This is a genomic window from Pseudorhodoplanes sp. (assembly GCF_050250235.1).
Taxonomy (GTDB): Bacteria; Pseudomonadota; Alphaproteobacteria; order Rhizobiales; family Xanthobacteraceae; genus Pseudorhodoplanes.
This window is the reverse complement of record NZ_JBFWPA010000092.1, coordinates 1-25,720: the sequence shown is the minus strand read 5'-3', so window position 1 is coordinate 25,720 and position 25,720 is coordinate 1. Positions and strand designations below refer to the sequence as shown.

Annotated in this window: 28 protein-coding genes; 24 read left to right on the top strand and 4 right to left on the bottom strand. The window is 63.4% G+C overall.

Going from position 1 to position 25,720, the window contains the following annotated elements:
- The 20 genes from AB7F49_RS28025 to AB7F49_RS27930 all read left to right on the top strand — a co-directional run.
- On the top strand, nucleotides 1-668 hold a 668-nt coding region (locus AB7F49_RS28025), incomplete at its 5' end, for an ABC transporter substrate-binding protein (RefSeq protein WP_428528551.1).
- A gap of 68 nt (nucleotides 669-736) precedes the next feature.
- Nucleotides 737-1,528, top strand: coding sequence for an SDR family NAD(P)-dependent oxidoreductase (locus AB7F49_RS28020; RefSeq protein WP_428528549.1), 792 nt, complete (start codon nucleotides 737-739; stop codon nucleotides 1,526-1,528).
- An 8-nt stretch (nucleotides 1,529-1,536) separates the two neighbouring features.
- Nucleotides 1,537-2,982 (top strand): allantoinase AllB, encoded by a 1,446-nt coding sequence (gene allB / locus AB7F49_RS28015; RefSeq protein ID WP_428528547.1) that lies wholly within the window; start codon nucleotides 1,537-1,539, stop codon nucleotides 2,980-2,982.
- Complete coding sequence (locus AB7F49_RS28010; protein WP_428528545.1) at nucleotides 2,979-3,806, top strand: ABC transporter ATP-binding protein; 828 nt, start codon at nucleotides 2,979-2,981, stop codon at nucleotides 3,804-3,806. Before allB ends, AB7F49_RS28010 begins: the two co-directional genes overlap by 4 nt.
- Nucleotides 3,806-4,579 carry an ABC transporter permease gene (locus AB7F49_RS28005; protein ID WP_428528543.1) on the top strand — a complete coding sequence of 258 codons (774 nt, stop codon included), beginning with the start codon at nucleotides 3,806-3,808 and terminating at the stop codon, nucleotides 4,577-4,579. Before AB7F49_RS28010 ends, AB7F49_RS28005 begins: the two co-directional genes overlap by 1 nt.
- On the top strand, nucleotides 4,580-6,037 hold the full coding sequence (locus tag AB7F49_RS28000; protein WP_428528541.1) for an amidohydrolase family protein: 1,458 nt from the start codon (nucleotides 4,580-4,582) through the stop codon (nucleotides 6,035-6,037).
- Nucleotides 6,038-6,048: 11 nt separating this feature from the next.
- Nucleotides 6,049-7,134 (top strand): ring-opening amidohydrolase, encoded by a 1,086-nt coding sequence (locus AB7F49_RS27995; RefSeq protein WP_428528539.1) that lies wholly within the window; start codon nucleotides 6,049-6,051, stop codon nucleotides 7,132-7,134.
- 96 nt (nucleotides 7,135-7,230) lie between these two features.
- Nucleotides 7,231-8,643: a UbiD family decarboxylase domain-containing protein gene (locus AB7F49_RS27990; protein ID WP_428528537.1), complete on the top strand. Its 1,413-nt coding sequence runs from the start codon at nucleotides 7,231-7,233 to the stop codon at nucleotides 8,641-8,643.
- 14 nt (nucleotides 8,644-8,657) lie between these two features.
- Nucleotides 8,658-9,293, top strand: coding sequence for a carboxymuconolactone decarboxylase family protein (locus AB7F49_RS27985; protein ID WP_428528535.1), 636 nt, complete (start codon nucleotides 8,658-8,660; stop codon nucleotides 9,291-9,293).
- The gene (locus tag AB7F49_RS27980; RefSeq protein WP_428528534.1) at nucleotides 9,280-9,906 is read left to right on the top strand and encodes a MarR family winged helix-turn-helix transcriptional regulator; all 627 of its coding nucleotides are present in this window, start codon (nucleotides 9,280-9,282) and stop codon (nucleotides 9,904-9,906) included. Before AB7F49_RS27985 ends, AB7F49_RS27980 begins: the two co-directional genes overlap by 14 nt.
- Nucleotides 9,907-10,037: 131 nt before the next feature.
- Nucleotides 10,038-10,367, top strand: a complete 330-nt coding sequence (locus AB7F49_RS27975) for an EthD family reductase (protein ID WP_428528532.1) — start codon at nucleotides 10,038-10,040, stop codon at nucleotides 10,365-10,367.
- Nucleotides 10,368-11,483 (top strand): NADH:flavin oxidoreductase/NADH oxidase, encoded by a 1,116-nt coding sequence (locus AB7F49_RS27970; protein ID WP_428528530.1) that lies wholly within the window; start codon nucleotides 10,368-10,370, stop codon nucleotides 11,481-11,483.
- 13 nt (nucleotides 11,484-11,496) lie between these two features.
- The gene (locus AB7F49_RS27965) at nucleotides 11,497-12,372 is read left to right on the top strand and encodes a branched-chain amino acid ABC transporter permease (protein WP_428528528.1); all 876 of its coding nucleotides are present in this window, start codon (nucleotides 11,497-11,499) and stop codon (nucleotides 12,370-12,372) included.
- Complete coding sequence (locus AB7F49_RS27960; protein ID WP_428528526.1) at nucleotides 12,369-13,238, top strand: branched-chain amino acid ABC transporter permease; 870 nt, start codon at nucleotides 12,369-12,371, stop codon at nucleotides 13,236-13,238. Before AB7F49_RS27965 ends, AB7F49_RS27960 begins: the two co-directional genes overlap by 4 nt.
- Nucleotides 13,235-14,041, top strand: a complete 807-nt coding sequence (locus tag AB7F49_RS27955) for an ABC transporter ATP-binding protein (RefSeq protein WP_428528524.1) — start codon at nucleotides 13,235-13,237, stop codon at nucleotides 14,039-14,041. The genes AB7F49_RS27960 and AB7F49_RS27955 overlap by 4 nt, the downstream gene beginning before the upstream one ends.
- Nucleotides 14,031-14,786, top strand: coding sequence for an ABC transporter ATP-binding protein (locus AB7F49_RS27950; RefSeq protein WP_428528523.1), 756 nt, complete (start codon nucleotides 14,031-14,033; stop codon nucleotides 14,784-14,786). Before AB7F49_RS27955 ends, AB7F49_RS27950 begins: the two co-directional genes overlap by 11 nt.
- Nucleotides 14,787-14,838: 52 nt before the next feature.
- Nucleotides 14,839-16,020 carry an ABC transporter substrate-binding protein gene (locus AB7F49_RS27945; RefSeq protein ID WP_428528521.1) on the top strand — a complete coding sequence of 394 codons (1,182 nt, stop codon included), beginning with the start codon at nucleotides 14,839-14,841 and terminating at the stop codon, nucleotides 16,018-16,020.
- A 59-nt stretch (nucleotides 16,021-16,079) separates the two neighbouring features.
- Entirely contained in the window at nucleotides 16,080-16,739 is a 660-nt protein-coding gene (locus AB7F49_RS27940) for a DUF2848 domain-containing protein (protein WP_428528519.1), read from the top strand.
- 12 nt (nucleotides 16,740-16,751) lie between these two features.
- Nucleotides 16,752-17,135: a cupin gene (locus AB7F49_RS27935; protein WP_428528517.1), complete on the top strand. Its 384-nt coding sequence runs from the start codon at nucleotides 16,752-16,754 to the stop codon at nucleotides 17,133-17,135.
- A 5-nt stretch (nucleotides 17,136-17,140) separates the two neighbouring features.
- Nucleotides 17,141-17,815: a GntR family transcriptional regulator gene (locus AB7F49_RS27930; RefSeq protein WP_428528553.1), complete on the top strand. Its 675-nt coding sequence runs from the start codon at nucleotides 17,141-17,143 to the stop codon at nucleotides 17,813-17,815.
- Between the two features lie 27 nt (nucleotides 17,816-17,842).
- On the opposite strand, the gene AB7F49_RS27925 is transcribed toward AB7F49_RS27930, so the two are convergent.
- A complete protein-coding gene (locus tag AB7F49_RS27925) occupies nucleotides 17,843-19,228 on the bottom strand; it encodes an amidase (RefSeq protein ID WP_428528515.1) in 1,386 nt (461 codons plus the stop codon).
- A gap of 151 nt (nucleotides 19,229-19,379) precedes the next feature.
- On the opposite strand from AB7F49_RS27925, the gene AB7F49_RS27920 reads away from it, so the two are divergent.
- The 4 genes from AB7F49_RS27920 to AB7F49_RS27905 all read left to right on the top strand — a co-directional run bounded on the left by AB7F49_RS27920 (nucleotide 19,380) and on the right by AB7F49_RS27905 (nucleotide 22,870).
- Complete coding sequence (locus AB7F49_RS27920) at nucleotides 19,380-20,879, top strand: 4-hydroxyphenylacetate 3-hydroxylase family protein (protein ID WP_428528513.1); 1,500 nt, start codon at nucleotides 19,380-19,382, stop codon at nucleotides 20,877-20,879.
- Complete coding sequence (locus tag AB7F49_RS27915) at nucleotides 20,879-21,652, top strand: alpha/beta fold hydrolase (protein WP_428528511.1); 774 nt, start codon at nucleotides 20,879-20,881, stop codon at nucleotides 21,650-21,652. The genes AB7F49_RS27920 and AB7F49_RS27915 overlap by 1 nt, the downstream gene beginning before the upstream one ends.
- The gene (locus tag AB7F49_RS27910; protein WP_428528509.1) at nucleotides 21,649-22,140 is read left to right on the top strand and encodes a cupin domain-containing protein; all 492 of its coding nucleotides are present in this window, start codon (nucleotides 21,649-21,651) and stop codon (nucleotides 22,138-22,140) included. Before AB7F49_RS27915 ends, AB7F49_RS27910 begins: the two co-directional genes overlap by 4 nt.
- 478 nt (nucleotides 22,141-22,618) lie before the next feature.
- Nucleotides 22,619-22,870 (top strand): hypothetical protein, encoded by a 252-nt coding sequence (locus AB7F49_RS27905; RefSeq protein WP_428528507.1) that lies wholly within the window; start codon nucleotides 22,619-22,621, stop codon nucleotides 22,868-22,870.
- Nucleotides 22,871-22,930: 60 nt separating this feature from the next.
- Here the strand turns inward: AB7F49_RS27905 and AB7F49_RS27900 are convergent, their stop codons facing one another.
- The 3 genes from AB7F49_RS27900 to AB7F49_RS27890 all read right to left on the bottom strand — a co-directional run bounded on the left by AB7F49_RS27900 (nucleotide 22,931) and on the right by AB7F49_RS27890 (nucleotide 25,650).
- Complete coding sequence (locus AB7F49_RS27900; RefSeq protein ID WP_428528505.1) at nucleotides 22,931-23,140, bottom strand: DUF1328 family protein; 210 nt, start codon at nucleotides 23,138-23,140, stop codon at nucleotides 22,931-22,933.
- A 72-nt stretch (nucleotides 23,141-23,212) separates the two neighbouring features.
- Nucleotides 23,213-24,460 (bottom strand): flavin-dependent oxidoreductase, encoded by a 1,248-nt coding sequence (locus AB7F49_RS27895; protein ID WP_428528503.1) that lies wholly within the window; start codon nucleotides 24,458-24,460, stop codon nucleotides 23,213-23,215.
- The gene (locus AB7F49_RS27890; RefSeq protein WP_428528501.1) at nucleotides 24,457-25,650 is read right to left on the bottom strand and encodes an amidase; all 1,194 of its coding nucleotides are present in this window, start codon (nucleotides 25,648-25,650) and stop codon (nucleotides 24,457-24,459) included. The genes AB7F49_RS27895 and AB7F49_RS27890 overlap by 4 nt, the downstream gene beginning before the upstream one ends.
- Nucleotides 25,651-25,720 lie beyond the last annotated feature (70 nt).

The following is a 25,720-nucleotide window of genomic DNA, read 5'->3' as shown; positions in this document are numbered from 1 at the left end:
CCGATTCGCCGATCAAGGAGCCGAAGGACTTCGTCGGCAAGAAGCTTGGCGGTGCTGCCAATGACGGCGCCCTGAAACTGTTTCCGGCGCTCTGCAAGGTAACGAAGGTCGATTGCTCCAAGGTCGAGATCACCAACATGCAACCGAACCTGCGCGAGCAGATGCTCATGCAGGGGCAGGTCGACGGCGTGTTCGGCTATGTCAACACCATCCGCTTCTCGGCGAAGCTGATCGGCGTCGACGACAGCAAGCTGCGCTACATCAATTTCGGCGATTACGGCATGGACCTCTATTCCAACGCCATCATCGTCTCGAAGAAACTGCTGAAGGAGAATCCCAAGGCGGTGGCCGGCTTCCTGCGTGCGCTCAACAAGGGTATCCAGGATTCGCTGAAGGATCCGGATGCCGCGGTAGCGGCAGTTGCCAAGCGTGAGCCGCTGATCAAGACCGGCGTGGAGCGCGAGCGTTTCGACGCCACGCTGAAGGATGAGATGAATCATCCCGAGATCGCCAAGATCGGGCTCGGCAATGTCGATCCCGCGCGCCTGAAGGCTTCGATCGATATCCTGGTACAGGCCAACAAGCTGCCGCGCACGCCGAAGGTCGAGGAGATATTCACCTCGGAATTCCTGCCGCCGGCCGCCGACCTGCCGAAGAAGCTGTTCTGATGACCAACCCTCCCCCGCACGGCGGGGGAGGGTCTGCCTAATGCGTATCCAAGACCGGGACACAAGCAATGGAACTGGGACTGAAAGGCCGGGTGGCGATCATCACCGGCCCGGCGAAAGGCATGGGTGCCGCGATCACCAAATCATTCGCTCAAGAAGGCGCGAAGCTCGCGCTGGTTGGCCGTGATGTCACTGCGATCGAGCCGGTGGCGAACGAGATCACGGCAGCGGGTGCGGAGGCGATCATCGTGCCCTGCGATCTGACCCGGCCCGGCGACTGCGACCAGGCTGCCGACGAAACCATCAAGGCGTTCGGACGGATCGACATCCTGGTGAACGTCGCGGGCGGTTCGGGTCCGGTCGGCAAGACCGGCGCGGAAACCACGCCGGAAGAATTCGACGACATCGTCACGCTGAACATGAATGGCTGCTTCCACACCATGCGCAGCGTGGTGCCGGCGATGATCGCGCAGAAATACGGCAAGATCGTCAATGTCGGCGGCACCTTCGGCATGCGCGGGCGCGCCGGGCGGATGGCTTACTCGGCGTCGAAATGGGGCTTGCGCGGCATCACCAAGAGTTTCGCGCTCGAAGTCGGCCAGCACAACATCAACGTCAATTGCGTCGCGCCCGGCATGGTCGATGGTCCCCGCTTCCGTGACAAGGTCTGCGCCGACATGGCGAAACGTCTGAACATCACCGTCGAAGAAGCGATGGAGCGCCACGCCGCGGATTACGCGCTGAAGCGCGTCACGCTCGACCAGGATGTCGCCAATGCCTGCCTGTTTCTCGCCAGCGACGTGTCGAGGCAGATCACCGGTGTCGACCTCCCGGTCGATGGCGGCTGGGCGATGCTGTGAGGGATGCCATGACTGCCGATCTCGTCATCAACAACGGCATCGTCGTGACGCCGGACGCCGCGTTCCCGGCCAGCGTTGCCATCAAGGACGGAAAAGTCATTGCGGTGGGCGCGGCCGACGCCATGCCCGCAGCGCACGAAACCCTCGACGCCTCTGGGCTGCACATTCTGCCCGGCGCCATAGACGTTCACGTGCATTTCCGCGACCCCGGCTATCCGAACAAGGAGGACTGGGAGAGCGGTACTGCCGCCGCGGCCTTCGGTGGCGTCACTACGGTGTTCGACATGCCGAATACCATTCCTCCAACCGGCAACGGCACGATCCTTGCTGAGAAACACGCGATCGCGGCGGCGAAGGCGCATGTCGATTTCGGCCTCTACGGACTTCTGGGCGAGGACACCATCGACAACGTGCCGGAGCTGATCGCGGGCGGCGTGATCGGGTTCAAGCTCTACATGGGCAACACCTTCGGCAAGATTCCGTCTCCTTCCACCGGCGCGATGCTGGAGGCGTTCGAGGTCGTAGCCGAGACGGGAAAACGCATCTCGCTGCATGCCGAGACCAATTCGATCATGGAGCGGCGTCAGACCCGGCTGACGCAGGCCGGTCGACGCGAGCCGCTGGCCCATCTCGATTCGCGTCCCGCGGTGGTCGCGGTCGAGGCGGTGAGCCGCGCCTGCATCCTCTCCGAATGGACCGGCGCGCGCATCCATATCCTGCATATTTCGTCCGCCGACGAATTGCGGCCGCTGCGCGAAGCGAAAGCGCGTGGCGTCGATGTCACCGGCGAGAGCTGTCCGCAATACCTGTTCCTGTCGACCGATGATTATTCGCGCTTCGGCGGCGTGATCCGCGTCAACCCGCCGGTGCGCGAGAAGGACAACCAGGAGCCGATCTTCGCCGCGCTCCAGGATGGCACCATCGACATGATCGCGACCGATCATGCGCCGCATACGCCCGAGGAAAAAACCCGCAACGACATCTGGGCGGTGGATTGCGGCTTCCCCGGTGTCGAAACGCAGATGCCGGCGATGCTGACGCAGGTAAATGCCGGGCGCATGTCGATTTCGGACTATGTGCGCTGGAGCGCGTACAACCCGGCGCGGCATTGGGGCCTTTACCCGCGCAAGGGCGCGATCCAACCGGGAGCCGACGCCGATCTCGCGCTGGTCGATCTGTCCCTCGAATGGGTCGTCGACGACGCGAAAATCCAGTCGCGCTCGAAGATTTCGCCCTGGCACGGCCGCAAGGTGAAGGGCCTGCCGGTCCACACCATCGTGCGCGGCCGTTTCGTGATGCGCGACCGCACGCTTGTTGCCGGCACCAAAGGATGGGGCCGCTCGGTGCACGCTATCCAGAAGATGCCGGCGCCCGATGTGCGCAATGCCGGCAAGACCATGCGCGCCGTGACGAACGGCTTTCGTCCTTCGCCCACCACAGAGAGCGCAGCATGAGCAACCGGCAACTCACCCACGACGACTCATTTGTCGAGCTGGAGAACGTCACGCTGACCTATGGCCGCGGCGACAAGCAGGTGCAGGCGCTGACCGAGACCAGCCTCAAGATCGGACGCGGCGACTTCGTGGCTCTGGTCGGACCGTCGGGTTGCGGCAAGTCGACGATTCTCAAGCTTGTTACCGGACTGCTTAAGGCGTCAAGCGGCTATGTCTATGTGTCCGGGCGCGAGGTCGGGGCTGAGCCGATGCGGGTTGGGATGGCGTTCCAGAATCCGACGCTGCTGCCATGGAAGACCATCCGCGACAATGTCATGTTGCCGCTGAAGATCGTGCCGCCGTTCCGGCAGGAATTCCGCTCAAAGCGCAAGACCGAGTTCCGCGATCGCGTGGACGCCCTGCTCAAGCAGGTCGGGCTCGAGGGCTTCGGAGACAAATATCCCTGGCAACTCTCGGGGGGCATGATGCAGCGCGCCTCGCTCTGCCGCGCGCTGATCCACGATCCGCAATTGCTGATGCTGGACGAACCGTTCGGCGCTCTCGATCAGTTCACGCGCGAGGAATTGTGGACGATCATGCAGGATCTCTGGATATCCCGAAAGCCGACGGTGCTGCTCGTCACCCATGACCTCAAGGAGGCGGGGTTTCTTGCCAACCGCATCTGCGTGATGCAGGCGCGGCCCGGCCGGATCATCGACGATACCGTGGTTCCATTCGCACGGCCGCGCAGTATCGAGATGTCTTATGCGCCGGATTTCGTCACCATGACGCAGCGGCTGCGCGAACTGATCATCGCCAACCGTCCGCAGAAGGAGGCCGCGTGATGAGCCCGCAAGCGCGCCGGCGGATCGCCTCCGCCGCCCTGATCATCGGCTTCTTTCTGCTGTGGGAATTCCTGTGCCGGGCCTTCAGCATCAGCGATCTGGTGGTGCCGAAGCCGAGCCAGATCCTGGTCACGCTGTGGGATCGCGCTCCGGCGCTGTGGCCGCACACGCTGCAGACGCTTTACACGACGCTGGTCGGCTTCGGCTTCGGCATTCTGATCGGTGTGTTGCTGGGCATGCTGGTGGGCGTGTCGAAGATCGCCTACGATGTGGCCTATCCGCTGCTGATCGGCTTTGCCTCGATCCCGAAAGTCGCGGTGGTGCCGATCTTCGTGCTGTGGTTCGGCGCAGGCGCGGTCCCCGCGATCCTCACCGCGATGATCATGTCGATGTTTCCGATCGTGGTGAATGTTGCGACCGGCCTTGCCACCACGGAGCCCGAACTGGAAGATGTGATGAAAACGCTGCGGGCCAGCAAGCTCGACATTCTCTGGAATGTCGGCCTGCCGCGCGCGATGCCCTATTTCTTCGCCTCGCTCAAGGTTGCGGTCACGCTCGCCTTTGTCGGCGTCGTGCTGTCGGAGACCGTCGCCTCCAACCGCGGCATCGGCAATGTGATGATGATCGCCTCGTCCTCCTTCGACGTGCCCCTGGTCTTTGCCGGCCTGATCATCCTTGCGGTGATGGGCGTATCGCTTTACGTCATCTTCTCGCTGATCGAGATGCGGATCACCGGCTGGGCGCACCGCAAGGACGAATTCGCGATCGGCTGAGTGGCGGAGTTCATCGTGCGGGTGATCGAGGTTGAGCACGCGCTGACGGCGCCGGACGCGGCGGCCGTCGGCCCGGTCGGCATCGCGATCGACGGCGATCGGATCGCGCGCGTGGCGCCGCATCCTGGCAGCGCGCCGTCGCTGCTTGCGATGCCGGTGATGTGCAACGCCCACGATCATGCGCGCGCGGCGCGGGCAAGTTCCATCGGAGGCTCGTGTAAGCCGCTGGAAACCTGGCTGCATTATCTTGCTATGTTTCCCGCGGTCGATCCGTATCTCGCGGCGTCGGTTTCGCTCGCGCGGTCTGCGCTGGGCGGGCAGGGCATCGTCATGGTGCATTACACCCGGGTCCAGGGGATCACCGATTACGTGACCGAAGCCAAGGCGGTGGCGCGCGCGGCACGCGATGTCGGCGTGCGGGTCGGGTTTGCGGTCGCCCTGCGCGACCGCTATCCGCTGGTTTACGGGCCATCCGAGCCGATCCTCGACGCGATGCCCGCGCCGGCCGCGGATGAAATCCGCCGCCGCTTCCTGCGCACGCCAATGCCGGTCGCCGAGCAGATCGCGCTGGTCGAAGCGGTAGCCGAGGAAACCGACACGCCGGATTTCAACGTGCAATATGGTCCGGCCGCCGTGCAATGGTGCTCGGACCCGCTGCTGCGCGCGGTCGCCGAAGCGTCCGCCCGTACCGGACGGCGCATTCACATGCATTGCCTCGAGACCCGCTATCAGCGCGACTGGGCGGACCGCGAATTCCCCGATGGCATGATCCGCTATCTCGATGCGATCGGTCTGCTCTCGCCGCGGCTGACGCTTGCGCATTGCACCTGGGCGCGGCCGGACGAACTCGAATTGCTGGCAGAGCGCGGCGTCACGATTTCGGTCAACACCTCGTCCAATCTCGGCATCCGTTCCGGCATCGCTCCGCTTGCGGAGATGAAGCGGCGCGGATGCCGCGTGGCGTTCGGGATCGACGGGCTCGCGCTAGACGAGGACGACGATTGCCTGCGCGAGATGCGTTTGACGCATCTTCTGCATGGCGGACGCGGCTTCGATGTCGATGTCAGCCGCGCGGACATCCTGACGTCCGCCTGGCGCAACGGCCGCTTCTCGGTGCTCAACCGCGACGATGGCGGCAGCCTCGAAGCCGGGGCGCCGGCCGATGTCATCCTGCTGGACTGGGCGCATATCGACGACGACCGGCTGCGCACCGACCTCGATCCGCGCGATCTGCTGTTCGCGAGGGTCACCGCGGATCATATCGAAGAGGTGATCGTCGGCGGCGTGACCATCGTGCGCAGCGGTCACGTGCTCGGGATCGATTATCTGGCGATGCTGCAGGACTTGCTGGCTCGCTTTCGTGCCGGGATGACGGAACTGGCGCCCCTCGCGGCTGCGATGCCGGCACTGGAGAATGCGATTGCGATGCATTTCTCCGGCGAGACGCCTTGCTGTTGAGGAAGAGGCACATGCCGATCGCCAAAGTGCATCGCATTTCCGCGAACGGTCCCGACGATGCGAGCGGAATCGCGCGCGCCATCGAGCAGGGCCGGATCGACCCGCGCGGCGTGATTGCCGTGTTCGGCAAGACCGAAGGCAACGGCTGCGTCAACGATTTCAGCCGCGGCTTTGCCACCATGACGCTGACGCAGTTCTTCGCGCAGTTCATGCCGCGGGGGGAGGCCGAAAGGATCTGCTTTGTCATGTCGGGCGGCACCGAAGGCGCGATGGCGCCGCACTGGACCGTTTTCGAACGCGCGGATGGCGAGGGGAGTGGTCCGGCACTCGCGATCGGTCGGGCGCACACCGCGGCGCTGCCGCCGGAACATCTCGGCCGCGCCGGGCAGATTGCGTCCGTTGCCGATGGTGTGCGCGCGGCCATGCGCGATGCCGGGATCGACGATCCGTCCGGCGTGCATTTCGTGCAGGTCAAATGTCCGCTCCTGACCGCACAGCGGATCGGTGACGCAACAACGCGCGGCGAGACGGTCGCAACCTCATCGACGCTGAAATCCATGGGGCTGTCGCGTGCAGCCAGCGCGCTCGGCGTCGCGGTTGCGCTCGGCGAACTCAAGGCGGAGACGATTGCCGATAAGGACATCGGCGAGAACTGGTCGCTGCATTCCGGCCGCGCCAGCTGTTCGGCCGGCATCGAATTGTTGGGGCACGAAATCGTGGTGCTTGGCATGTCGAGCGCATGGAGCGGACCGCTGGCAATCGATCATGCGGTGATGTCGGATGCGCTCGATGTCGAACCGGTGCGCGGCGCGTTGCGCCGGCTTGGCTTTGCTGCGAACGGGCAACTTGTGGGGGCGGAATGCGAGAGGCTGATCGCACTGCTCGCCAAGGCCGAGCCCAGCCAGAACGCGATGCTGCGCGGCTTCCGGCATACCATGCTGGACGATTCCGACATTTCGCCAACGCGGCATGCCCGTGCCTTCGTCTGTGGTGCGCTCGCGGGCCTGGTCGGGCATGCGGAAATCTACGTGTCGGGTGGCGCCGAGCATCAGGGACCCGACGGCGGCGGTCCGGTCGCCGTAATCGCGACGCGATAGCAGCGCAAATTTTGAGGCGTGATGTTTCACGCTCCCTCGTGTTGACTCAGTAAAGTGAAATAGTAAACTAACCTAACTATTTTGGCGGAGATCGCGATGGATGCCGCATCGTCCGGAACGGACCAGCGCTTGAACCGGCGGCTACCCGACGCCAGCTTGCGTGACTATCTCGAAACCAACGCGGATATCGTTACCCGCATCACGAAGCCGGTCCGCATGGACGACATCGGCGCGCTGTCGGCACAAAGCGAGCAGCCGATTGTGTTCGAAAGCATCATCGAGAAGCCCGGCTTCCGGCTGTGTGACATCCTGGTGAAGAATCGCCGCTCTCAGGCGCGCGCGCTTGGCGTTTCGCGCGAGGATTATCTGAAGACGCTGGCCTACCGGCTGCGGTTGCCGCCGCGCGGCTTCAAGGACGTCAGGACCGGCCCGGTGAAGGAGATCGTGAAGACCGGGAGCGATGTCGACTGGCGCATCCTGCCGATCCCGCGCCACAAGGACGCGGACGAATTTCCCTACGTCACCGCGATGAACATCATCCGGGACCCGGAGACCGGATTCTACAATTCATGCCACGCCGGTACATACGCTGTTGACGCCAGACGCGGGTTGATCAGCTTCGCGACCCCGCACTCGCATGTCATCATGAACAAGTATCGCGCGATGGGCATGGACAGGATGCCGATCGCCTTCGTGTTCGGAATTCCGCCGGCGTTCGAGATCATGGCCAATTTCTCCGGCCTCCACATGGACATGTGGGGCGAGATGGAGATGGTCGGCACCATCATGGACCGCGACATCGAGATGGTGCCGTGCGAGACGATCGACCTCACCGTGCCGGCGCATGCGGAGATCGTGGCCGAGGGCTATGTGCGTCTCGGGGAAAAATTCAGGGTGGGCGAGGTGACGTCGCCCTCGATGTACCACCTGCCGCATACCGAAGAGGTGCCCGAGGTCGAGATTACCGCTCTCACGATGCGGGCCGATCGGCCGATCTATCGCAACCACCAGACCTGCCCGGAAACCGACCACCAGCCGCTGCCGCGGTTGTGCCACGAGGCCGTCCTCTACAACCGGCTGAGCGAGATCGGCTGCGCGGTCACGGATGTCCGCTTCCCGACCTGGGGCGCGGCGCTCTCCTGCATCCTGCAGTTCGACTATGCGCGCGACGGCATGGTCAACGATGCGCTGATGACGGCAATGGGCGCGCCATGGCTCAACACCAAGATGGCGGTGGCCATCTCTCCCGATACGGATATCGAGAGTGCAGCGGAGGTCTATCACGCGATGGCGACGCGAGTGGATCCGGCGCGCGACGTGTTTGTCGTGCCGCATACGCGCGGCTCTCCCTATGATCCGTCGGCAACGCCGCTCGACGGGCATTATCCGTTCCGTACCGTCGGCAAGATCGGCGTCGATGCGACCCGCAAGCGCCGGCACGATGTGCATGATTTCGACCGCGCCTGGCCGGTCAACTGGGGCAAGGTTCGCCTCGAAGACTACCTGTGAAGAGGAGTGGAGAAATGAACGAGCATCTGACGCCGCCAAAGCCGCGTGTGCTGGTGGAGGCCGAACCCTTCATTCCCTATGTGAAGGAGGAAGATTTCGCGCCAAATCTCAAGCCGGTTGTCGAGCCCTACAAGAAGCGCATGGGATTTCTCCCGAATGCGCTGAAGCTCTATGCCTACCGGCCGGAAATCGCCGAGACGCTGTGGAAGCTCAACAGCAACGTCATGCGCGATCCGTCGTCGACGCTCGACCAGATGCTGAAGCGCAAGCTGGCCGCCATTGCGTGTGCGACCAACGGGTGCGCGTATTGCACCGCGCATAGCTGCGCCATGCTGAAGAAGCCGCCGAATGCCGATTTCGAAGGCTGGGGTGTCAGCGAGGACGAGCTGCAGGGATTAATCACCGGCGACTACGAGCCGAAGGACGAGTTCGAGCGCGCCTGTATCGACTATGTCCGTGCGGCTTCGCAGGACGCTCCCAACGTGCCGGACGAAATCCTGCAGCGGTTGAAACAGCATCTCACGCCGCCGCAGATCGTCGAACTCGCCTGCGTGGTCGGCTTCTGGAAGTTCTACAACACCGTGCATGACAGCCTGCACATCCCGATCGAGAGTCAGTTGTTGCAGGACACGGGGTATGTCGACCTCTAAATCGCGAATCCGCCGCAATGTCGGCCGCGCGGCAGCATCCGGTTCGCGCGCTGGGGCGGAGGCGAGATTCGAGGCCCCTGCAACGGTCACGCGCGCTGCGTTGCTGGATCGCGGATCGGACAAGCGCTTCCGCGGCTTCGTCTATGACCTGTTGACCATCGCAACGCGGATGAATGCGGTGCGCGAGCATCTCGCGCGCCGCATGAAGCTTTCAGGGCCGCAATACAGCGTGCTGATGGCGGTCGCGCAGGCTCGCGGTGACGGCGGCGTCGGGGTTGGCGCGCTCGCGCGTCTGCTGCACGTATCGAGCGCGTTCGTCGCGACTGAAACCGGAAAACTCGCGCAGGCGGGTCTGATCGCCAAGCGGCCAAATCCGAAAGATCGGCGTGGTGTTCTCCTCGACATCACCCGAGCCGGTCGCGCGTTGATCGAAGACAACAGCGCGGAGATTCGCGCTGTGAACGATGAATTTTTTGGACAGCTCGACCGGGCATCATTCGAGACGGCTGCTTCAGCGATCGCGCTCATCGAACTGGGCTCGCGCAAGGCCATGCACCGCGTCCGGGTGCATGCATTGCAGGCATCATCTGCCTTTCAGGAAGCAGCCGAGTAAGGCTGTCGCAGCAAAAGCCATTGCCGCGCCGCTTCGGCGGCCTCGGCTGGCATGCTTTGCGACAAAAAAACGCTTGTGAAATTTCACAGTCACGTCAGTCTCCGGGGGTCGTTCCACTGAGGGTGACGGTGATGGTTTCGTATTTTGTGCGCTATGACGGCATTGCGACCGAGCCGGCCGCATTCGTCGATTATTACGCGCGCGGCCATGCGGCGATCCTCGAGCGATTTACCGGCATCCGCTCGCTGATGCTGCACACTCCTCAGGTCTGGAATGATCCGTTTCCTGTCAATCCGGGTCGCTCGCTGCTGCTCGCGCAGATGACCTTCGAGGATGCCGCGGCGCTCGATGCGGCGCTGCGTTCTGAGGCGCGCAAGGAAGCGCGCGAGGATTTCGCGCGGTTCCCTGCCTTCAAGGGCGAGGTCACGCACCAGGCCATGAAGACCGAGGTCATCTTCTAGATGAACGTGGAGAACGCACGCAGGATCCTGCAGCGCGATCCCAATCCGCATCTGTTTCGGCAGCTGGCGCTGCGCAGCGTTTCGGCACGCAACCGGATCATGCTGTCGCCGATGTGTCAGTATTCGGCGACGGACGGCCTGGCCAATGACTGGCATTACGCTCATCTTGCCGCGCGCGCCGTCGGCGGCGCCGGCATCGTTTGCGTCGAGGCCACCCATGTCGAACCGCGCGGGCGCATCACCGGGCATTGCCTCGGGCTCTGGAACGACGAGCAACGCGACGCTCTTGCCCGCATCGCGGCATTCGTCGCGCAGCAGGGTGCTGTGCCGGCTATCCAGATCGGGCATGCCGGACGCAAGGCCTCGGTATCGCGGCCTTGGGAGGGGACATTGCCGCTGAAGGAAGATGCGGGTGGATGGACGGTGATTGGGCCGTCTGACGTGCCCTATGCCCAGGGCTTTCCTGTCCCGTTGGCAATGGATTCTGAAACAATCGCCCAGGTGAAGGAAGCCTTCCGCATGGCAGCGCGACGCGCGCGCATCGCGGGCTTCAAAATTCTCGAATTACATGCCGGACACGGCTACCTGTTCCACCAGTTTTTTGCCCCTGTCAGCAATCGCCGCACCGATGAATACGGCGGCTCGCTCGACAACCGCGCCCGCCTTCTGCTGGAGACGATCGATGTCGTCCGCACGGAATGGCCGCTGGAACTGCCGCTCTTTGTGCGGATTTCGCTGACCGACTGGGTGCCGGGCGGCTGGGATATCGGCGAGGGGTTGACGCTGTGCCGCATGCTTAGGGCGCGTGGCGATGTCGACCTGATCGATTGCACCAGCGGCGGCAACGACGCGCGCCAGCGGATCGAGATTCACCCGGGGTATCAGGTTCCGCTCGCCGAGCGCGTGCGGCGGGAGGTCGGTATTGCGACCGGGGCGGTCGGGCTGATCGGGTCGCCCGAGATGGCTGAGGAAGTCGTCGCGAACGGACGCGCCGATCTCGTCATCCTCGGACGCGCCTTGCTGTCCAATCCGCATTGGCCGCTGCACGCCGCCAATGCACTGAAAGCAAAAAATGTGAGCTGGCCGGTGCAGTACGAACGGTCCAACATCTTCTGAGGTGGAGACGGCATTGCTCTCGCAGCAACTCGTGAACGGAATCATGCTGGGGTCGGTCTACGCCATGGTGGCGGTGGCGCTGACGCTCAGCATCGGCGTCCTCAACTTCCTGAATTTCAGCATTCCGGGGCTGTTCATGATCGGCGGCATGTCGATCTGGGCTCTCACCAATGCCGGCATGCCGTGGCCGGTCGCCGCGGCCTGTGCGCTGGTGATTGTCGCCGCCGCCTCAATGGTGGTCGAGCTGTTCACCTGGCGATGGATGCGCGGGGCGGAGCATTTCGTGCCGCTGGTATCGTCGATGGCGTTCCTCCTGCTGTTCGAGCATCTCGCGATCGCCTATTTCGGCTCCGACCTGCGTGTGGTGAATGTTGGCTTTGCGCAGGCCGACATCCGCATTGCAGGGCTGGTCATCGGCATCCCGCAACTGATCGGTTTGATTGTGTCGATCTTCCTGATCTGGGGTTTGTCCGCGCTCCTGAAATACACCCGGTTTGGCCGCGCTCTGCGAACGATAGCGGAGGATTCCGACACCGCGATCATCCTTGGGGTCGACATCAACCGCATTGTGCCGGTCGTTTTCGTGGTGGCCGGGCTGTTCGCGGCCTTTGCGGGCATCGTGTTCGCGCTGAACTACCGTCAGGTGTGGCCTTTCATGGGCGAACTGGTCGGCCTCAAAGGCATCTCGGCGATGATTGTCGGAGGCATGGGCAACATCTGGGGCTCGATTGCGGGAGGGCTGATCATCGGCATCGCCGAAGTGCTGGCGATTGGATATTTCGGCGGTGACTTCGTCGATATCGCCGTGTTCGGACTGCTGTTGCTCATTCTGTTTGTGCGGCCGACCGGATTGTTCAGCCGAACCGTCGCGACCCGGAGCGGCATATGAGCGGCTATTTCGAGGGCATCCTGGTCCTGCTGGCGGTCAATATCGTATTCGCCTATGGCGCATTCCTGCCGCTGTCGGCGGGTCAGCTCAATATCGGGCTTGCAGGATTCGCGGCGATCGGCGCCTATTCGTCCGCCTATCTCAGCAATAACTTCGCGTTGAGCCCGATGATCGCGATACCGGCCGGCGGCTTGTTCGCAGGCTTTGTCGCATTGATCGTCGCGGTCCCGATCCTGCGTACGCGCGGCATCTATCTCGCGCTCGCGACCTTCGCGCTGGGACAGGTGGTGCAGGCGACGATCCTCAATCTCGAAGTCATCGGCGGTGCCGCCGGATATCCGGTCACCGCCTTCATCCGGCTGCCGGTGGTGATCGGTTTCGCCATCGTGGTCATTCTGTTCGTCTGGATTCTGTTCGGAACCCGGTTCGGGATCGCCGTCACCGCGGTTCACGATGACGAGCGCGTTGCCGATCTGATGGGAATCGAGGTGCGTGGCTTCCAGATCGCGGCTTTCGCCATCGGTTCGGCCATCGCCGGCATCGGCGGCGGCCTGTACGGCCATCATTTCAGCTTTATCGAGGCGCAATATTTCAATATCGCGCTGAGCATTACGATCGTGCTTTATGTGCTGCTCGGGGGCACCCAGACCGTGCTCGGGCCGCTGATCGGTGCAACGATCTTCACGCTATTGCCGGAACTTCTGCGCGCAAGTGCGCACTGGCGCTACGTCATCTTCGCCGCAGGCATCATCGTGATGATGGCGCTGCGGCCACAGGGCCTGATCACGGGTGCTCAATTGCGCCGTCTGTTCGACTGGCGGGGTGCACGCGATGGCGCGGCGCAATCTGAAGGAAGCCGCGCATGACCGAGGCGATCCTTTCGATCGAGAAGGTCAGCAAGAATTTCGGTGGCCTTGCGGTCATCGATGATCTGACCTTCAAGGTTCGCCGCGGCTCCCGCACCGCCCTGATCGGGCCGAATGGTGCCGGGAAGACCACGGTTTTCAACCTGATCACCGGCGCCTATCCGCTCGACGAGGGGCGTATCGTGATGGACGGTCACGACATCAGCCATGTGCCGTCGCGAAGGCGCGTGCATTTCGGCATCGCCCGCAATTTCCAGAATGTGCGACTGATGCCGCATTTGAGCGCGATCGAGAATGTGATGGTCGGCCAGCATTCCCGCTATGGCGGCTGGCGCGGCGCCTTGCAGCCGGTCAGCCTCTGGCCGCGCAATCGCTGGCGCAACGAAGCGCGCGCGGCGCTGGCGCAGGCCGGCTTGTCGGAATACGAGCGCGCGACCGTCGGCAGCCTCCCCTATGGGGTTCAGAAGCGCATCGAGCTGGTCCGGGCGCTGATGGCGCAGCCGCGACTTCTCCTGCTCGACGAGCCGGCGGCGGGCCTCAATCCGGCCGAGACCGAAGCCCTGCAGTCGCTGATTGAGACGATCTGCCGCGAGAGCAAGATGACTCTGCTCGTGGTCGAACACGACATGCAATTCGTCGGGGCGCTGTGCGAGGAAGTCGTGGTGATCAGCTTCGGGCGCAAGATCGCCGAGGGGACACCGGAGTCGATCCGGCACGACGCCGCGGTGCAGCGGATCTATTTGGGAGAGCCTCTGGGCGAAGACATGCACAAGGCGCGACGGAGGCTCAGCCGTGCTTCTTGACGTGCGCGACCTGCATGTCCGGTATGGACGCGTGCACGCGGTGCGCGGGATCACGCTCACTCTTGGCGCGGGTCAGGTCGTCGCCGTGGTCGGCGCCAACGGGGCTGGCAAGTCGTCGCTGCTGCGGGCGATTCTCGGCATCGAGAAGACTTCGGGAGGAAGCGTCGGCTACGACGGCACCGATATCACGAGATGGTCGGCGAGCGAGCGGGTGAAGAACGGTCTCGTGCTTGTCCCCGAAGGGCGGCGCATCGTCATGACGCTGACCGTCCATGAGAATCTCCTGATGGGCGCGTTCAACCGGCGGCTGGACGCGGCAGTGCACTCGGAAATCGACGGGATCTACGACCGCTTTCCGAACCTTGCTGCGCGGCGCGACCGCCTCGCCTCGGTGCTGTCGGGTGGCGAGCAGCAGATGCTGGCGATCGGGCGCGCGCTCCTGGCGGCGCCGCGCGTCATGATGCTCGACGAGCCATCGCTCGGTCTGAGCCCAATCCTTTCCGCGGAAGTGTTCGAACACATCGCCTCGCTCGGCCGCGACCGGAACATTGCGGTTCTTCTGGTCGAGCAGAACACACAGCGTGCACTCGAACTCGCCGATCACGCCTATGTCATCGAACTCGGACGCGTTGTCAGCCAAGGACCGGCGGAGCAATTGCTTTCCGATCACAAGCTGATCGATGCCTATCTCGGCCATGGCGAAGCGAAAGCTGGCCATTCCGAGCAACAAAGACCGGTGCGCTGATGGCGCTACCGGCGGAAGGAACCTGTATTTGTACGACGAAAGGACCCACATCATGACCAAGAGACTGATGACGGCTGGCGTCGCTGCCGTGTTGCTATCCGCGACGACATTCGGTGTTGCGGCGCAGGAGCTTCTGCTCGGCTATCTGCCGGCGAGCGGTGGACCGTTCGCGACCTTCTCGAAGACCAATCTCATCGCCGCCGAGATGGCGGTGAGCGAGATCAATGCGGCAGGCGGCGTCAACGGCAAGAAGCTGAAGATCGTATCCTTCGACACCGCCGGCAAGCCGGACCAGGCAGTGGTCGGTCTGCGCAAGCTTGCGGATGACGACAAGGTTCTCGCCATCATCGGGCCGTTCAGCTCAAGCGAATGCCGTGTGGTGTTTCCGGCAGCGGAACGGGCCGGCGTAACGGTGATGTCGATGGCGTCGTCGGCGCCGAACCTTGCCGAGCCATACTCGTTTGCGTTCCGCAACACGACGGACGAAGGATATCTGTTCACGCGGGTGATGCAGGCACTGAAAGACAAGAATTATCCGACGGCCACGGGTGCAATCGCCTATGCGACCGATGACGTCATCTCCAAGACGATGGGTGAAAAGGTGCTGCCGGCGCTGATGAAGAAGGCCGGAACCGACGTGAAGGGCAGCGTAACCTTTCAGTCGGCCGCGTTCGATCTGGCACCACAGGCCTCGCAGCTGACCGCGCAGAAGACCGATCTGATCGGCGTCGGCTCGGGTCCTGAGGCGGCGGCGCGACTTGCCAAGGAATTGCGCCGGCAGGGACATAACGGGCGCCTCGTCGCCGGGTCGACCATCGCCGATCCGGAATTGCCGAAACTGATGGGCGAGGCGGGCAACGGAACGACCATTCCGACCGCCTTCTATGCCGAGCTCAACGACCGGACCAGGAAGTTCGAGGCCGAATTCCTGAAGCGCGCGAAGGAGGCAGGCGTTGACCGCTCGGCCGCGGCCCAGTTCGACGCGGCGACCTACGACATCGTCCTGATCTATGCCGAGGCGATGAAGAAGGCCGGTGTCACCGGCGATCCGTCGAAGCTCGCGGCGGAACGCACCGCAATCCGCGATGAAATCGCCAAGATGAAGGACATCCCGGCGCTTGAGGGGCCGATTTCTTTCGGCAAGAACGGCGATGCCCTCAAGGATGTCTACATCATCGAAATGCAGAACGGAAAATGGAACCTGCTTGCGACCTTCAAGTCCGGGCAATCCTGACGCAGTGACAAGACGGCCGCCGCCGATGGCGGCGGCCGCGTATCCGAGGAGCGAAGCGGGTGTCGGGGGTAAAGGAAATCGATACCGGCCAGATCCGGCAATTGATCATTGCCGGCTGGACCGGGCGCAATCAGGACGCCGTGGAAGCGCATATCCGCGAGCTTGAGGCGATCGGCGTGAAGCGGCCGAAGACGACTCCGATCTTCTATCGGGTCTCGGCCGCGCTTCTGACCACGCAGGACACCATCGATGTCCTCGGTGAGAATTCCAGCGGCGAGGTGGAATGCGTCCTGCACGCCATCGACGGCGACATTTTCGTCGGCGTCGGTTCCGATCACACCGACCGCAAGGCTGAAACAGCCGGCGTGTCGCTGTCCAAGCAGATGTGCGCGAAACCGGTAAGCCCGCAGGCTTGGCGCTTGGCGGATGTGGCGCCGCATTGGGACAAGCTGATGCTGCGCTCATTCGTCCGCATCAACGGGGAGCGCCGTCTCTACCAGGAGGGCAGCGTCGCCACCATGCGGCCCCCGGAAGAATTGTGCCGGCTGTGGAGCGGCGACAGCGCGCTGCCGCAGCACGCTTCAATGTTCTGCGGCACGCTGGCGGTGCATGGCGGGATCGTCAGCGCCGACCGGTTCGAGATGGAGTTGGAAGACCCCGTGCTCAATCGCAAGATCACGCATGCCTACCGCGTGCAAACGCTGCCCGACGAGGGCTGACGGAGGTTCGTCATGGGATACCACAAGGGCCACAAGGAATTTCATACGCTTGAAATGGACAGCGGCTGGCATACGCCGCCCGGTTATCCGGCCGGGATACAGCAGAAGATCATTGCGGGCGAGCTTGACGAAGTCGGCAAGAAGGGCAACCGGACGCGGCTTTTGCGCTTTGTGCCGGGCACCTACACGACCGCTCCATTCGTCCACGAATACTGGGAGGAGGTTTTCCTGCTCTCGGGCGATCTGATCGTCGGCAATGACGAGCAGGGCAACGGCGGCGAGAAGTTCGAGGGCTATACCTACGCGGTGCGGCCGCCCGGCGTTTATCATGGCCCGTTCAAGTCGGAGACAGGATGTCTCCTGCTCGAAACGCATTTCTACAACGACGAAGCGTGAGCCGGATGGCGGAACAGGCGATATTGCCGCGCCAGCGGGATGGGCAGGCGCCGCTGTCCCTGCGCGACCGCGCCTATCGCGAGATCAAGCGGCGCATCAATTGTCTTGAATTCCGGCCGGGGGATTATCTCAACGAGGCGCGCATCAGCCGCACGTTGCGGATTGGCCGCACGCCGGTGCACCAGGCGCTCGACCGTCTGATGCTGGAGGGCCTCGTCCAGGTCATCCCGCGCAAGGGCGTCGTGGTGCAGCCGATTTCGCTCGACCAGGTGCTCCACATTCTGGAAATGCGGCTGCTCAACGAACCCCATTGCGTCGGCCTCGCGGTGGATCGCGCGATCCCGCAGGAAATCGAGCGGATGCGGGCGATCCTCGGTGCTGCGACGCCGCTGATCAAAAGCCGCAATCGCGAAGAACTGATGAATCTCGACCGTGCCTTCCATCACCAGATCTCGCAGGCGTCCCGCAATCCGGTTCTGAGCGATGTGATCACCATGCTGCATGAGCGCTCGCTGCGCTTCTGGTTCATCTCGCTGAATGATGACCTGCAGCTTCGTCGCATCCATCAGGAACATCGTGACGTGCTGGATGCGATCGAGCGGCGCGATCGGAAGGCCGCCATCGAGGCCATGCGCGAGCATATCGAATCGTCGCGCCAGCATATCGCGCGCGCCATCTGAGCGACGGTGTTGTCTGTAGAAGGCCGCTTACTGAAACACCAGGGCCTGTTCCACGGCGCCGGCGATCGCAAAAAGAGCCGTGTCTTCGCCGCCTCGCGCGATCAGCATCAGGCCGGCCGGCGGCTCATCAGGATGGTGCATCGGGAGCGAGATCGAGCATCCATCCAGCATGTTGGCGAAGGTCGGATTCCGCAATGCGAGCAGGTTCAGCCGCGCATAATCGTCGTCGTGCTCAAGTTCGGAGAGGAGCGGCGCGGCGACCGGCACGGTTGGCATCACCAGCGCGTCGATGTCGTCGAGCCGCCGACATACCCGTTCGATCAGCGCGGTGCGCGCTTGCCGCAGACCGAGATAGTCGGCGGCGGATTGCTCCCGGCCACGCAAAATCCGGATGCTGACGCGCGGATCGTAGAGATCGCCGCGTTGTTCGAGGAGCGTACGGTGCCAGGCATAGGACTCGGCCGCGGTGAATCCGCCCTTGGCATTGATGGCAGGTATGTCGGCAAGTTCGGCCAGCGGCACATGGGTGATCGAAAAGCCTGCCGAGGACAGGCGGCTCAATGCACGCTCGAACGAGCGTGCGACCTCGGCATCCATGTTGTCGAGGGCTAGCGTTCGCGGTACCGCGAGGCGCAGCCGGCCTGGGGATGCGGAACTGCCTTCCGGCGTTACCGCTTCACCCGCCAGAATCGCATCGACAATCCGGCACTCCGTCACGCTCGCGGCCATGCATCCGACCGAGTCCAGCGAGGATGAGAGCGGCAATACGCCGTCGAGCGGAATGCGGCGCGCGGTGGGTTTCCAGCCGACGAGCCCGGTCATTGCCGCGGGAATGCGGCAGGACCCGCCCGTATCGCTGCCGAGCCCGCAAAATGCCATGCCGTCGGTAACCGATATGGCAGCCCCCGACGACGATCCGCCCGGAATGCGCCCGCGCTCGCGCTGGTAGGGATTTCGCGGCGTTCCGTAATGCGGGTTCAGCCCCAGCCCGGAATAGGCGAACTCGGTCATGTTGGTGCGACCGATGACAATGAAGCCGGCCGCCCGCAACCGTGCGACAGCGGCAGAATCCACGGTTGCGGGTGGAGCGTCATCCAGAACCCGCGACCCGGCGCGTGTCACATCGCCGGCCACATCGAACAGGTCCTTGACCGAAACCGGGATGCCGGCAAAGGGTGGCAGACTCTCGCCGGCGCGCCGCCTTGCGTCGATGTCCTGGGCTGTCGCGCGGGCTTCTTCGGCGTAGGTCCTGACAAAGGTCGCCGCGCCCTGTCCCGCCGGATCGGCGATGCGGGTCAGGCATAGCTCGGTGAGGGCGGCCGCCGAGACGCGGCCATCGCGCAGGTCGGCGGCAAGCTGCCAGAGTGGCGCCGGCCCATTCGGTGTCACGGCATGCCTCGAAACCTGATCCATGCTCCGCTCTAAGCACAAATCCGCGATCCGGTGCTGAAATATCAACGATGGCGTGGCCATGCATCGCGGTTGAAATATCAGGCGCGACCGACGCTTTTCTTGCATGAGGGCATGTGGTTTGGTCCGCCTCGAAGCGGAGCCCGACAGTCGCATGCTGATGACCGGAAAGGACTATCTCAGGAGCATCCAGGACGGGCGGGTCATCTATGTCGGCCGCGAGCGGATCGAGAACCAGACGCAGCATCCGGCTTTTGCCGGCGGTGCCCGAACCTATGCCGCGCTGTATGACCTCAAATGCGATCCATCGCTGCGCGAGGTAATGACCTACGAGGTCAACGGCGACCGCTGCGCCATGTATTACCTGCAGCCCCGCTCGCAGGAAGACCTGCGCCGCCGCAACCGCGCGCACCGCGCCATCGCAAAATTCTGCTTCGGGCTGCTAGGCCGCACTCCGGACGCCATTGCCGGCAACATCACGGGGCTGTCGATGAAGCCGGAGGTTTTCGAAAGCGAGCCGGGAGGCAGCCGGACGAACCTGCTCAACATCTACGATCACCTGCGCCGTGACGATATTTTCGCGACCTACGCGATCGTGCCGCCGCAATCGGCACGCAACAAGGACTATTACCAGTCGCAGGGGCTCTCGCAGCCGGCGCTGCGCGTCACGGCCGAAGACGACCGCGGCGTCACACTCAACGGCATGAAAATGCTGGCCAGCGGAGCGGCCTACGCGCATGAGGTCCTGATCGGCAACGTCATGCCGCTTGCGCCGGACCAGAAGAAGGAGTCGATCACTTGCGTGATCCCGCTCAATCTGCCGGGCCTGTCGCTGTGGTCGCGCAGGCCCTTCAACCGCGCCGGGATACGCGAATTCGACAATCCGCTGACCCACCGTTTCGACGAATCCGACTGCATGCTGGTGTTTCGCGATGTGCATGTGCCATGGGAAAAGGTGATCGTTCACGACAATGCCGCGCTGTCTCGCAACATTTATGTCCAGACGCCGTCGCATGTGATGGCCAATCATCAGTGCAACGTCCGGTTCGCCGAGAAGCTGCGCTTCCTGATCGGGATCGCGAGCCTGGTCACGCGCGCGACCGGCGCGCGCGACATTCCGGTCGTGCGCGAGACGCTCGGGCGGCTTGCCGCGGCGGAGGCCGGGTACGGCGCGATGATCGACGGGCAGATCGAGGCTTTCCATCAGATCGACCACGGCTATGTATTGTTCAACCGGCGCTACTTGTATGCGGCCTTGCATTGGGCATTGGACAATCATTCGCAGCTTGTCGACACCGTGCGCGAACTGATGGGTGGCGGGCAGTTCCAGTTTCCCGCCAGCATCGATGTGATGGACGATCCGGACCTGAGATCTGTCTTCGAATCGCTGTGGACAGCCGGCCCGTTTGGCGCGATCGAGCGCATGAAGCTGTTCAAGCTTGCTTGGGATCTGATCGGGTCCGATCATGCAAGCCGTGCGACCTCCTACGAGAAGCTGTTCGTCGGGCCGGCCTTCGCCGTCCGCAACTACAATTTCGTCAACGCGCCCTGGGACGAGTTGCATGCGATCGCGGAGGATTTCATGAAGACCTATGATGAAACCGATCGCGATCCGCATGGCGGGGCAGACGCCATGAATCCCGTCGTCCGCTGATGCCCGATCTCGACATCAACGGCGGGTCGCTCCGGTATTGCCACGAGGGCGCCGGAGAGGCTGTCGTCTTCGTGTCCGGCCTTGGCGGGAGCGCTTCGTTCTGGAGCACGCAGGTCGCAACGTTCCGGGAGCGATTCCACGTCGTTACGTTCGATCATCGCGGGATCGGCGGCAGCAGCGGCAAGCCGCCCTATACGGTGGCTCAATGGTGCGACGATCTTCTCAGGCTTGTCGACGGTCTTGCCATCGACCGATGTCACCTTGTCGGACACTCCACCGGCGGGATCATCGCGCAGAACTTCGCGGCGGAGAATCCGGATCGCGTCCGCACGCTGTCGCTCGGGGGAAGCTGGCTGAGCCCCGACCGGCGCTTTCGGGAGTTGTTTGCGCTGCGCAAGGATGTCCTCGTCAGAATGGGGGACGCGGCCTACCGGACACTCGGGGACATGCTCGCGGCCTCCTTCCCGCGTGATGAGGCGGTGACGGCCGCGCCGACAACCCAACCGCCGCACGAAGTCGTTCTCGCGCGAATCGATGCGTTGCTGGCGTATCGGGGGGAAGCCGATGCGGAGAGGATCAGGGTTCCGACGCTGGTTGTTGCCGCGGCCGATGATCATATCGTCCCCTCTTATCTGTCGAGGGCGCTGGCCGATGCCATCACCGGATCGCGATTGCTGCTGCTCGTTGGCGGCGGGCACTTCTTTCCGCGCACTCGGTCGGCCACCTACAATAAGGCGTTATCCGATTTCTGGGCGGAGGCATCCGAGCAATGAGCGCGCATGACAAGGGTACAGCCATGGTCCTCGCGCCGGAGGAGGGCGAGGGGTTCTGGCAGCCGAAGCCTTCGATCGGCTATATCATCAACAAGCTCAATCCATACAACACGCCCTACGACAATTTTTCTGCCGGCTTGCAGATTCTCGAGCCCGGCGCGCATATCCGCCGGCACGCACACGAGCGCAGCCACGAAATCCTGTTTTGCTATCGCGGCCAGGGCTATTGCGAGATCGGAGACAGCCGCCACGAGATCGTGGAAGAGTCGATGATGCTGCTCGGGCGCGGCATCCAGCACAAGGTCGTCAATACCGGCACCGGGCAAATGCGGCTTCTATGGCTGATCAGCCCCGCCGGACTTGAGGACTGGTTCCGCGCGCTCGGGCGGCCGCGTCAGCCAGGCGAACCGCTGCCGGAGCCGTTCGACAGACCGGGCAACATTGCGCAGATTGAGGCACAGCAGCGTTTCGTCCGGGGCAGCGACTGACGGCCGAACGACGCAAGTCTCCGACATTGCGGCATGCTGCGTGGGAATGGGACTTCGCGCCGCTATGCGTTTCGTGCGCGCTGCCGCAATGCGGCTGGAGGCAAGGCCATCTGCGACATGGGTCGGAGACGCTTCCACATTGATGGCTCGTGTTGTTCAGCGCAATTTTGCCCTGAACCTCGATGCGGGAGAAAGTTGCTCTCCGCATGCATGCGCCATCGAATGAATCGTTCTGCTCATGGATTCGATCGCAAACACGCCATCAAATGTTCATCCGACTTTGGTCGCGCGAACATTTCGCGGCAGGACGCATACCGACGCATCTATTCCCCCGACACACATCGATGTCATGCGCGGTCATGCTTTCCCTCACGGCGCGTTGATTGGCGCGAGCGCCATCAGCGCTTAACTGCCGACCCACTGAGTTGCGGATGCTTCGGTCGCGAAGGTCCGCCGCTCGATTGGAAGGAGACTGACTATGACGATCATCAAGACCGCTTTCGTTGCCGCCTCGCTGGTGGCCTTCGCAGCAACCGCGCATGCGTCGCAGAGTCGCGAGGACCTCAATTCGGGCTATCACGGCAATACGCCGGCCTACAACTCGCCCTACGGTCCGAGGGATGAAATTTCCGAGGATGCGCGAGGCGCCTATGGGCGTTACGTTGCACCGTCGCGCGCCCAGAATTACAACCGAGCCTACCAGCCGGTCCAGCCACGCCGCGTTCGGTGATCGAACCGGCTAGACATCGAAAGCGGTGGGGGTGTCCCCGCCGCTTTCGAATTCAATGCGCTAGGCCAGGAATGGCAGCAGAGCGGCCGTGCGTCCGGCTTCGAAGGCGCTGCCGAGCAGATAGGCGAATGCAAGAAGCGCGAGGAAGGTCAGGAAGAACAGCGCGAACAGCACCATCGCGATGCGCTTGGCGATGGTGGAAATGCCGCTCAGGCCGATGCCGCCGGCGATGAGTGAAATGATGAGAAACAGAATTGCCCATTTGAACATGATTGCCTCTTCGCCCCGAGCAACCTGTTCAAAACGCCAGAAACGGCTTTCGGTTCCCGGGCCGGAACCCGGTCAGCGCCGCGCAACATCGGCGACCGAGAAGCCGGCGATTCGCTTGTAATTCTCCGACAGCGCCCGAAGCTCATCCTGCGTGATGTAGTCGTCGAGATTGCCGAATGGCCGGTCGCCGACCAGCTCTTCGACCTTGATGTTGATGAAGTCGGGCGGGAATTCGCGGTTTGTGCGGACGATTCTCGCGGTTGTCTCGCAGCGTGCGGCCTCATAGGCCTTCAGCGCAGCGGGCACGCCTGCCTCCCGCTTCAGGCAATCGGCCAGCGTGCGCGCATCGATCGCGGCCTGGGCTGCGCCGTTGGAGCCGCGCGGATACATCGGATGGGCGGCGTCGCCCGCAAGCGTGATGCGGCCGAAGGACCATTGTGGCACCGGGTCCTTGTCGACCATCGGATATTCCAGGATCTGGTCGGCCTTGCGGATCATGTCAGCGACGTCGAGCCAGTCGAAGCTCCAGTCCTTGTAGATATGAAAGAACGCGTCGAGATTGCCCGGCTGGTTCCAGTCATTCTTGGCGTAGCTGTCCTGCTTGATCTCGGCCATCCAGTTGATGAGCTGGTTGCCTTCGCCATCGACGGCATCGATGATCGGATAGATCACGATCTTTCCGGTGAGAATCGAGCCGACCCGCATGTAGCTCTTGCCAGTCAGAATCGGCTTCCTTCGCGTCACGCCGCGCCAGGTATTGATGCCGGCGAACCTGATTTCGTCGCCGGGATAGAAAATCCTGCGGATCGCGGAGTTGATGCCGTCGCATGCGATGGCGGCAGCCGCGCGCACCGGTGGCAGCGCGGTGCCTTCCGGGAATGTCTTCAAGGCGATCGTGACGCCATCGCCGTCCTGCCCAACGCCAACGCATTCGCGGCCGGTGACCACCGCGTCGGGGCCGAGGCGGCCCAGCACCGCATGATACAAAATGAGATGCAGGCGTCCGCGGTGAATGCCCACTTCCGGAAATTCGTAGCCTGCGTATTTGCCCCGCGGCTCCTTGTAGATGAGCTGGCCGAAGCGATTGAAGAAGCAGCTTTCGACATTCTCGATGCCGGACTTCAGAACCGCGTCGCCGACGCCGAGCGCGGTGAACTCCCGCATCGCATGCGGCAGCACGGTGATGCCGACGCCAAGCTCCCGGATCTCCGCGGCGCGCTCATAGACCCGGCAGGGTATGCCGAGCCGGTGCAGGTTGAGCGCGAGCGAAAGCCCGCAGATCCCGCCGCCGATGACTGCGATCTCGTTGGTGTGGCTCATGCCGTCATTCCGCAATAGCGCGACAGCCGTACCGCAAGATCGAGCAGCGCTTCGTCGCCGCCCGCCCAGCCGATAAAGGATAGCCCGATCGGACATCCATCGATCGTCCCGATCGGGATGGATACCTGCGGCAATCCGGACAGGCCGGCAATGCAGGTCATGCGCATGGCACGGATGCGGAAGGATTCATGCACCGCGTTGGATGCGTCGGCCAGCGGGGCAATAGCCGGCGATGTCGGAAGCACCAGCAGCGTGCCCGGCCGCGCGATGGCGCGAATGCGGTCGCGCGCGCGCTCCTGCATCACGCGTGCCTGCGCAGCCATCTCCTCGGTTACGGTGGCGGCAGCGGCGAAGCGCTCGGCGACGCCCGGACCGAAATGCGGTTTCACGCGCGTGACGAAATCGCCATAGACCGACCAGATTTCGCGCGACTGGATGACCCTGAATGCTTCGCGCCAGGTGTCGAGCCCGTCGGGCGCGATGCGCTGATGCGATGGCGAGGGCAGTTCTGCTGTCATCGCGGCGAGCGCATCCTTCATCAGCGCGGCGACCTCCGCATCGGCTTCGGCGAACGCATCGTCGAGTACCATGAGCTTGCCGATGTCCGCCGCGGTCGATGGTCCGTCCAGCAGCACCGGCCCGATTTTCCGGAATATTCCGGGCGCGTTGGCGAACCAGCCCACCGCATCGAACGAGTGCGCCATGCCCATGGCGCCGGCGATGTCGACGCGGCCATGGGTGGTGCGGATGCCATAGAGTCCGCAGAACGACGAGGGAATGCGGACCGAGCCGCCGGTATCGCTGCCGATCGCGAAGTCGCAGGCGCTGGATGCGGCCGCTGACGCCGAGCCGCTCGACGAGCCGCCAGGAAGGCGACCCGGCGCGCGCGGATTGACCGGCGTGCCGTAATGCGCGTTGACGCCGGCCAGCGAGTAGAAGAATTCGTCGCACACGGTCTTGCCGGTGATGATGGCGCCGGCATCGAGCAGCTTTTGCACAACCACAGCGTTTCTTGTCGCAGGCGGCTGCGCCTTGAGCCAGTCCGGATTGCCGCCGCCGGCGCGCTCGCCCGTAATGTCGAACATGTCCTTGATCACGACCGAAAGGCCGGCGAGCGGTCCATCCGCGGCGCCGGAAATCGGCGCCTTCAGATCATGCGGCACGACAGCCGAGCGGATGCGAACGGACATTACAACGCTTTCTGCTGGCCTATATACCAGTCGAGGATCTGCTCTCCGGTCCAGGATACGACGCCCGGCC

Coding starts and splice junctions, on each gene's coding strand:
- AB7F49_RS28020 (WP_428528549.1), top strand. CDS start 737: ATGGAACTGGGACTGAAAGGCCGGGTGGCGATCATCACCGGCCCGGCG.
- allB (WP_428528547.1), top strand. CDS start 1,537: ATGACTGCCGATCTCGTCATCAACAACGGCATCGTCGTGACGCCGGAC.
- AB7F49_RS28010 (WP_428528545.1), top strand. CDS start 2,979: ATGAGCAACCGGCAACTCACCCACGACGACTCATTTGTCGAGCTGGAG.
- AB7F49_RS28005 (WP_428528543.1), top strand. CDS start 3,806: ATGAGCCCGCAAGCGCGCCGGCGGATCGCCTCCGCCGCCCTGATCATC.
- AB7F49_RS27995 (WP_428528539.1), top strand. CDS start 6,049: ATGCCGATCGCCAAAGTGCATCGCATTTCCGCGAACGGTCCCGACGAT.
- AB7F49_RS27990 (WP_428528537.1), top strand. CDS start 7,231: ATGGATGCCGCATCGTCCGGAACGGACCAGCGCTTGAACCGGCGGCTA.
- AB7F49_RS27985 (WP_428528535.1), top strand. CDS start 8,658: ATGAACGAGCATCTGACGCCGCCAAAGCCGCGTGTGCTGGTGGAGGCC.
- AB7F49_RS27980 (WP_428528534.1), top strand. CDS start 9,280: ATGTCGACCTCTAAATCGCGAATCCGCCGCAATGTCGGCCGCGCGGCA.
- AB7F49_RS27975 (WP_428528532.1), top strand. CDS start 10,038: ATGGTTTCGTATTTTGTGCGCTATGACGGCATTGCGACCGAGCCGGCC.
- AB7F49_RS27970 (WP_428528530.1), top strand. CDS start 10,368: ATGAACGTGGAGAACGCACGCAGGATCCTGCAGCGCGATCCCAATCCG.
- AB7F49_RS27960 (WP_428528526.1), top strand. CDS start 12,369: ATGAGCGGCTATTTCGAGGGCATCCTGGTCCTGCTGGCGGTCAATATC.
- AB7F49_RS27955 (WP_428528524.1), top strand. CDS start 13,235: ATGACCGAGGCGATCCTTTCGATCGAGAAGGTCAGCAAGAATTTCGGT.
- AB7F49_RS27945 (WP_428528521.1), top strand. CDS start 14,839: ATGACCAAGAGACTGATGACGGCTGGCGTCGCTGCCGTGTTGCTATCC.
- AB7F49_RS27935 (WP_428528517.1), top strand. CDS start 16,752: ATGGGATACCACAAGGGCCACAAGGAATTTCATACGCTTGAAATGGAC.
- AB7F49_RS27930 (WP_428528553.1), top strand. CDS start 17,141: ATGGCGGAACAGGCGATATTGCCGCGCCAGCGGGATGGGCAGGCGCCG.
- AB7F49_RS27925 (WP_428528515.1), bottom strand. CDS start 19,228: ATGGATCAGGTTTCGAGGCATGCCGTGACACCGAATGGGCCGGCGCCA.
- AB7F49_RS27920 (WP_428528513.1), top strand. CDS start 19,380: ATGCTGATGACCGGAAAGGACTATCTCAGGAGCATCCAGGACGGGCGG.
- AB7F49_RS27915 (WP_428528511.1), top strand. CDS start 20,879: ATGCCCGATCTCGACATCAACGGCGGGTCGCTCCGGTATTGCCACGAG.
- AB7F49_RS27910 (WP_428528509.1), top strand. CDS start 21,649: ATGAGCGCGCATGACAAGGGTACAGCCATGGTCCTCGCGCCGGAGGAG.
- AB7F49_RS27905 (WP_428528507.1), top strand. CDS start 22,619: ATGACGATCATCAAGACCGCTTTCGTTGCCGCCTCGCTGGTGGCCTTC.
- AB7F49_RS27900 (WP_428528505.1), bottom strand. CDS start 23,140: ATGTTCAAATGGGCAATTCTGTTTCTCATCATTTCACTCATCGCCGGC.
- AB7F49_RS27895 (WP_428528503.1), bottom strand. CDS start 24,460: ATGAGCCACACCAACGAGATCGCAGTCATCGGCGGCGGGATCTGCGGG.
- AB7F49_RS27890 (WP_428528501.1), bottom strand. CDS start 25,650: ATGTCCGTTCGCATCCGCTCGGCTGTCGTGCCGCATGATCTGAAGGCG.